This window comes from Pantoea sp. Pa-EAmG, assembly GCF_030024295.1.
In the GTDB taxonomy this organism is placed as follows: Bacteria; Pseudomonadota; Gammaproteobacteria; order Enterobacterales; family Enterobacteriaceae; genus Pantoea; species Pantoea dispersa.
Map to the genome: position 1 here is coordinate 1 of NZ_JASEWO010000236.1, position 5,459 is coordinate 5,459.

The window sequence follows — 5,459 nt, forward strand, 5'->3', positions numbered from 1 at the left end:
CGTAAACGAAATAAAGAGCTGAAAGAACTATGTTCGAACAACGCGTAAATTCTGACGTACTGACCGTTTCTACCGTTAACTCACAGGATCAGGTGACGCAAAAGCCTCTGCGTGATTCGGTTAAACAGGCACTGAAGAACTATTTTGCTCAACTGAACGGTCAGGATGTAAGTGACCTGTATGAGCTGGTACTGGCTGAAGTCGAGCAGCCTCTGTTGGACATGGTGATGCAGTATACCCGTGGCAACCAGACCCGCGCTGCCCTGATGATGGGCATCAACCGCGGTACGCTGCGTAAAAAGCTGAAAAAATACGGCATGAACTAAGCGGTCTGGTTCATTGCTGCGATAACGCCAGCCCCCGGGCTGGCGTTTTTGTTTGTCTTTCCCGCCTGTTAACACCGCATGAAACGATTATCGTCAAAATGGTAACGATAGTTGCAATCGCCAGCGTGATAGCTCATCTCTCTCAGGGCTGCTGCCCTGCCCTGTTTTTGCGCAGATGAAATTGTCCCGATTCGCCTGCAGCCCGCTTTGTTTGTGATCCTGAACCGGTTCAGCGGTAATTCTTCTGTGCCGTACAGCTGCTGGTGAGCGTTAGCTCACACTGCTTCCATATAGTGAAACTTTTTGCACTATTTGTGATCGTGGCGACTCGTCATGCTGCCTTTTGGTGCGCGATAGTAGCGACAACTTTCCGGATACGTCCGTTTATTAAAAGATCTTTCCAGTGAATTCAGGATTCTGCAAACCTGGCATCAGCTTTGCAGTGTCGTGGATGGCCAAACGCCACAGAAAGAAATAAGCGCACAGTAAAGTGCGCGCAAACATAACAACACACGATCTCGCCACACAGGATGCTTTATGAAAAAGATGATGCTTTCCACCCTGATTGCTGCCGCCTCGCTGTTCGCCGTGACCCAGCAGGCGCACGCAGGCACCACGCTGGACGCCATTAAGAAAAAAGGGTTTATACAGTGCGGTATCAGCGATGGTCTGCCAGGGTTCTCCTACGCTGACGCCAGCGGTAAATTCACCGGTATCGATGTTGACGTGTGCCGCGCTGCCGCCGCTGCGGTCTTCGGCGATGCCAGCAAAGTAAAATACACCCCGCTGACGGCGAAAGAGCGCTTCACCGCGCTGCAGTCAGGCGAAGTCGATATTCTGTCACGTAACACCACCTGGACTTCATCACGCGACGGCGGTATGGGCTTCCTGTTCGCTGGCGTGAACTACTATGACGGCATCGGCTTCCTGACCCACAAGAAAGCAGGTCTGAAAAGCGCTAAAGAGCTGGATGGCGCCACCGTGTGTATCCAGGCCGGTACCGACACCGAGCTGAACGTGGCGGACTACTTTAAAGCCAACAAAATGCAGTACACGCCGGTCACCTTCGACCGCTCTGATGAATCCGCTAAAGCGCTCGACAGCGGCCGCTGCGATACCCTCTCTTCTGACCAGTCACAGCTGTACGCACTGCGCATCAAACTGGGCAAACCGGATGACTTCATCGTACTGCCAGAAGTGATTTCAAAAGAGCCGCTGGGCCCGGTCGTGCGTCGCGGTGATGATGACTGGTTCACCATCGTGAAATGGTCGCTGTTCGCTATGCTGAATGCCGAAGAGATGGGCATCAGCTCGAAGAACGTCGATGAGATGGCGGCGAAACCTACCACGCCAGATATGGCACACCTGCTGGGCGCTGAAGGTGATTTCGGTAAAGACCTGAAGCTCGACAACAAATGGGCGTACAACATCATCAAGCAGGTTGGCAACTATCAGGAAGTGTTCGATCGTAACGTTGGTAAAGACAGCGCGCTGAAAATTGCACGTGGCCAGAATGCGCTCTGGAACCAGGGCGGCATCCAGTACGCTCCACCAGTGCGTTAATTGTCTCCTGCCAGTCGGGCACCGCATCCTGCGGTGCCCACGCGTATTCTTCACTGAGGTTTTAACATGTCGCAACGCCCAACCGTGAAAAGGGATTTTTCGTTCGGTAATCCTACGGTTCGCGCCTGGCTTTACCAGATTGTCGCGATTGTGGCGGTGTTTGCTGTGGTGGGTTATCTGATCCACAACACGGTGATCAACCTTGCCAATCGCGGTATCACCTCCGGCTTTGGCTTTCTTGAGCGCAACGCCGGTTTCGGCATCGTCCAGCATCTGATCGATTACAGCGAAGGTGATACCTACGCGCGCGTGTTTATGGTCGGGTTAACCAACACCCTGCTGGTCTCCGCGCTCTGTATTGTCTTCGCCTCCATCCTCGGCTTCGCCATCGGTCTGGCGCGCCTGTCGGATAACTGGCTGCTGCGCAAGCTGTCGACCATTTATATCGAGACGTTTCGTAATATCCCGCCGCTGCTGCAAATCTTCTTCTGGTACTTTGCCGTGCTGCGCAATCTGCCGGGCCCGCGTCAGGCGCTGAACGCGTTCGATCTGGCTTTTGTCAGCAACCGCGGTTTGTATATACCGTGGCCGGAGTATGCACCCGGCACCTGGCCATTCCTGATCGCGCTGGCGATTGCCATCGCCGCCAGCGCCGCGCTGTTCCGCTTCAACCGCAAGCATCAGCTGAAAACCGGTCAGCTGCGCCGCACCTGGCCCGCTGCGGCCGGTTTAATTGTGCTGCTGCCGCTGATCGCCCATACGCTGTTTGGTGCCGCCACGCACTGGGATGTGCCCGAGCTGCGCGGCTTCAACTTCCGCGGCGGCTTTGCCATGATTCCGGAACTGGCAGCGCTGACGCTGGCACTGTCGATCTACACCTCTTCCTTTATTGCTGAGGTGATTCGCGCCGGGATTCAGTCAGTACCACATGGTCAGAGCGAAGCGGCACGTTCGCTCGGGCTGCCCAACCCGGTTACGCTGCGTCAGGTGATCATTCCGCAGGCGATGCGCGTGATTATCCCGCCGCTCACCAGCCAGTACCTTAACATCGTAAAAAACTCCTCGCTGGCGGCCGCGATCGGCTATCCGGATATGGTGTCGCTGTTTGCCGGCACCGTACTGAATCAGACTGGCCAGGCAATTGAAACCATTGCCATCACCATGGCGGTTTATCTGATTATCAGTCTGCTCATTTCGCTGCTGATGAACCTCTATAACCGCAAAATTGCGCTGGTTGAGCGTTAAGAGAACGGAACCATTATGTCTGTAACCACACACGAAACGCCGCCGGTGTCGGGCAATCCAATGGGTAAAGCCTGGCTCTGGGCGCGTAAAAACCTGTTCTCCAGCTGGCTGAATACGCTGCTCACGTTACTCAGCCTGTGGATTATCTGGAGCGTTATCCCGCCGGCGCTGAACTGGTTGATCTTCCAGGCTAACTGGATTGGCGAAACCCGTGCGGACTGTACGAAAGCGGGCGCCTGCTGGGTCTTTATCCACGCACGCTTTGGCCAGTTCATGTACGGGCTCTATCCGCATGAGCTGCGCTGGCGCATCAATCTGGCGCTGGTGATTGGCCTGCTGTCGATTGTGCCGATGTTTATCAAATCCATGCCGCGCCGCGGCCGCTATATCGCCTGCTGGGCGGTGATCTATCCGGTCGTCGTCTGGCTGCTGCTGTATGGCGGCTATTTCGGGCTGGATCGCGTGGAAACGCGCCAGTGGGGCGGCCTGACGCTGACGCTGATTATCGCATCTGTTGGCATTGCCGGGGCGCTGCCGCTCGGCATTCTGCTGGCGCTGGGCCGGCGCTCAAAAATGCCGGTGGTGCGCACCCTGTCGGTGATTTTCATTGAGTTCTGGCGTGGCGTACCGCTGATCACCGTGCTGTTCATGTCTTCAGTGATGCTGCCGCTGTTTATGGCGGAGGGCACCACCATCGATAAACTGGTGCGAGCGCTGGTTGGCGTGATCCTGTTCCAGTCGGCGTATGTCGCGGAAGTGGTGCGCGGCGGGCTGCAGGCATTGCCGAAAGGCCAGTACGAAGCAGCCGAGTCGCTGGCGCTTAGCTACTGGAAAACCCAGGCGCTGGTGATTTTACCGCAGGCGCTCAAGCTGACCATTCCTGGTCTGGTGAATACCATCATCGCGCTGTTTAAAGATACCAGCCTGGTGATCATCATCGGCCTGTTCGATCTGTTCAGTAGCGTGCAGCAGGCAACCGTCGACCCTACGTGGCTGGGTATGTCGACCGAAGGCTATGTCTTCGCTGCACTGGTTTACTGGATTTTCTGTTTTAGCATGTCGCGCTATAGCCAGTATCTGGAAAAGCGCTTTCACACCGGGCGTAAATCGCACTGAGGTTTTACATGACACAAACTATGACAACGGCGGCCAACGCCATGATGATTACGCTCGAAAACGTGAATAAATGGTACGGGCAATTCCACGTACTGAAAGATATCAACCTGCAGGTGAAACCGCGCGAGCGTATCGTGCTGTGCGGCCCTTCGGGTTCCGGTAAATCTACCACCATTCGCTGCATCAACCATCTGGAAGAGCATCAGCAGGGACGGATTGTCGTAGACGGCATCCACCTGAATGATGATGTGCGCAATATTGAACGCGTGCGCACTGAAGTCGGCATGGTATTTCAGCACTTCAATCTCTTCCCGCATCTGACCGTTCTGCAGAACTGCACGCTGGCACCGATGTGGGTACGCAAGATGCCAAAGAAAGAGGCCGAAGAGCTGGCGATGCACTATCTGCAGCGCGTGCGCATTGCTGAGCATGCCCATAAGTTTCCCGGGCAGCTCTCTGGCGGGCAGCAGCAGCGTGTGGCCATCGCCCGTTCGCTGTGTATGAAGCCGAAGATTATGTTATTCGATGAACCCACCTCCGCGCTCGATCCTGAGATGGTTAAAGAGGTGCTGGATACCATGATCGGTCTGGCGGAAGACGGGATGACGATGCTGTGTGTGACGCATGAGATGGGCTTTGCGCGTACGGTTGCCGATCGGGTGATCTTCATGGATCGCGGTGAAATCGTGGAGATGGCGCCGCCGGAAGAGTTCTTTGCGAATCCGAAATCCGAGCGGACCCGGGCGTTTCTGTCGCAGGTTATCCACTAAGCGAACCCGATTAGCCGCATCATTCAGCCCTTGCCAGCATGGCAGGGGCTTTTTTTATGCCTGTGGATTTTATTGAGCGTTTTTATTGAGATAAAGGTCATCGCGGAAAACAAAAAAGCCCTGAACAGATGTTCAGGGCTTTCGTGTTTGATGCCTGGCAGTTCCCTACTCTCGCATGGGGAGACCCCACACTACCATCGGCGCTACGGCGTTTCACTTCTGAGTTCGGCATGGGGTCAGGTGGGACCACCGCGCTGTTGCCGCCAGGCAAATTCTTTTAAACCGAACTCATGCCATAACTGGTGCTGATACCCAGAGTCGAACTGGGGACCTCACCCTTACCAAGGGTGCGCTCTACCAACTGAGCCATATCAGCACACTTTAATTTGATGCCTGGCAGTTCCCTACTCTCGCATGGGGAGGCCCCACACTACCATCG

5 protein-coding genes, 1 tRNA gene and 1 rRNA gene are annotated in these 5,459 nt (G+C 55.3%); 5 read left to right on the plus strand and 2 right to left on the minus strand.

Features of this window, described 5'->3' with window-relative positions; all coding sequences use genetic code 11:
* The first annotated feature begins 29 nt into the window (after nucleotides 1-29).
* The 5 genes from fis (at nucleotide 30) to QMM04_RS20525 (ending at nucleotide 5,020) form a co-directional block, all read left to right on the plus strand.
* Nucleotides 30-326, plus strand: coding sequence for a DNA-binding transcriptional regulator Fis (gene fis / locus QMM04_RS20505; protein WP_003855228.1), 297 nt, complete (start codon nucleotides 30-32; stop codon nucleotides 324-326).
* A 537-nt stretch (nucleotides 327-863) separates the two neighbouring features.
* Nucleotides 864-1,889 (plus strand): amino acid ABC transporter substrate-binding protein, encoded by a 1,026-nt coding sequence (locus QMM04_RS20510; RefSeq protein ID WP_058759887.1) that lies wholly within the window; start codon nucleotides 864-866, stop codon nucleotides 1,887-1,889.
* Between the two features lie 66 nt (nucleotides 1,890-1,955).
* A complete protein-coding gene (locus QMM04_RS20515) occupies nucleotides 1,956-3,134 on the plus strand; it encodes an amino acid ABC transporter permease (RefSeq protein ID WP_021508165.1) in 1,179 nt (392 codons plus the stop codon).
* A 15-nt stretch (nucleotides 3,135-3,149) separates the two neighbouring features.
* Nucleotides 3,150-4,250: an amino acid ABC transporter permease gene (locus QMM04_RS20520; protein ID WP_282996893.1), complete on the plus strand. Its 1,101-nt coding sequence runs from the start codon at nucleotides 3,150-3,152 to the stop codon at nucleotides 4,248-4,250.
* A gap of 8 nt (nucleotides 4,251-4,258) precedes the next feature.
* Nucleotides 4,259-5,020 (plus strand): amino acid ABC transporter ATP-binding protein, encoded by a 762-nt coding sequence (locus tag QMM04_RS20525; RefSeq protein ID WP_058759889.1) that lies wholly within the window; start codon nucleotides 4,259-4,261, stop codon nucleotides 5,018-5,020.
* A 152-nt stretch (nucleotides 5,021-5,172) separates the two neighbouring features.
* Here the strand turns inward: QMM04_RS20525 and rrf are convergent.
* Together rrf and QMM04_RS20535 are read right to left on the minus strand one after the other, a co-directional pair.
* Nucleotides 5,173-5,288: ribosomal RNA gene (gene rrf / locus QMM04_RS20530) — 5S ribosomal RNA — on the minus strand.
* A 32-nt stretch (nucleotides 5,289-5,320) separates the two neighbouring features.
* Nucleotides 5,321-5,396 (minus strand) — tRNA-Thr (locus tag QMM04_RS20535).
* Nucleotides 5,397-5,459 lie beyond the last annotated feature (63 nt).

What these genes read in the sequence shown, in the direction of transcription:
- QMM04_RS20520 (WP_282996893.1), top strand. Translation starts at nt 3,150, where the DNA reads ATGTCTGTAACCACACACGAAACGCCGCCGGTGTCGGGCAATCCAATG.
- fis (WP_003855228.1), top strand. Translation starts at nt 30, where the DNA reads ATGTTCGAACAACGCGTAAATTCTGACGTACTGACCGTTTCTACCGTT.
- QMM04_RS20510 (WP_058759887.1), top strand. Translation starts at nt 864, where the DNA reads ATGAAAAAGATGATGCTTTCCACCCTGATTGCTGCCGCCTCGCTGTTC.
- QMM04_RS20515 (WP_021508165.1), top strand. Translation starts at nt 1,956, where the DNA reads ATGTCGCAACGCCCAACCGTGAAAAGGGATTTTTCGTTCGGTAATCCT.
- QMM04_RS20525 (WP_058759889.1), top strand. Translation starts at nt 4,259, where the DNA reads ATGACACAAACTATGACAACGGCGGCCAACGCCATGATGATTACGCTC.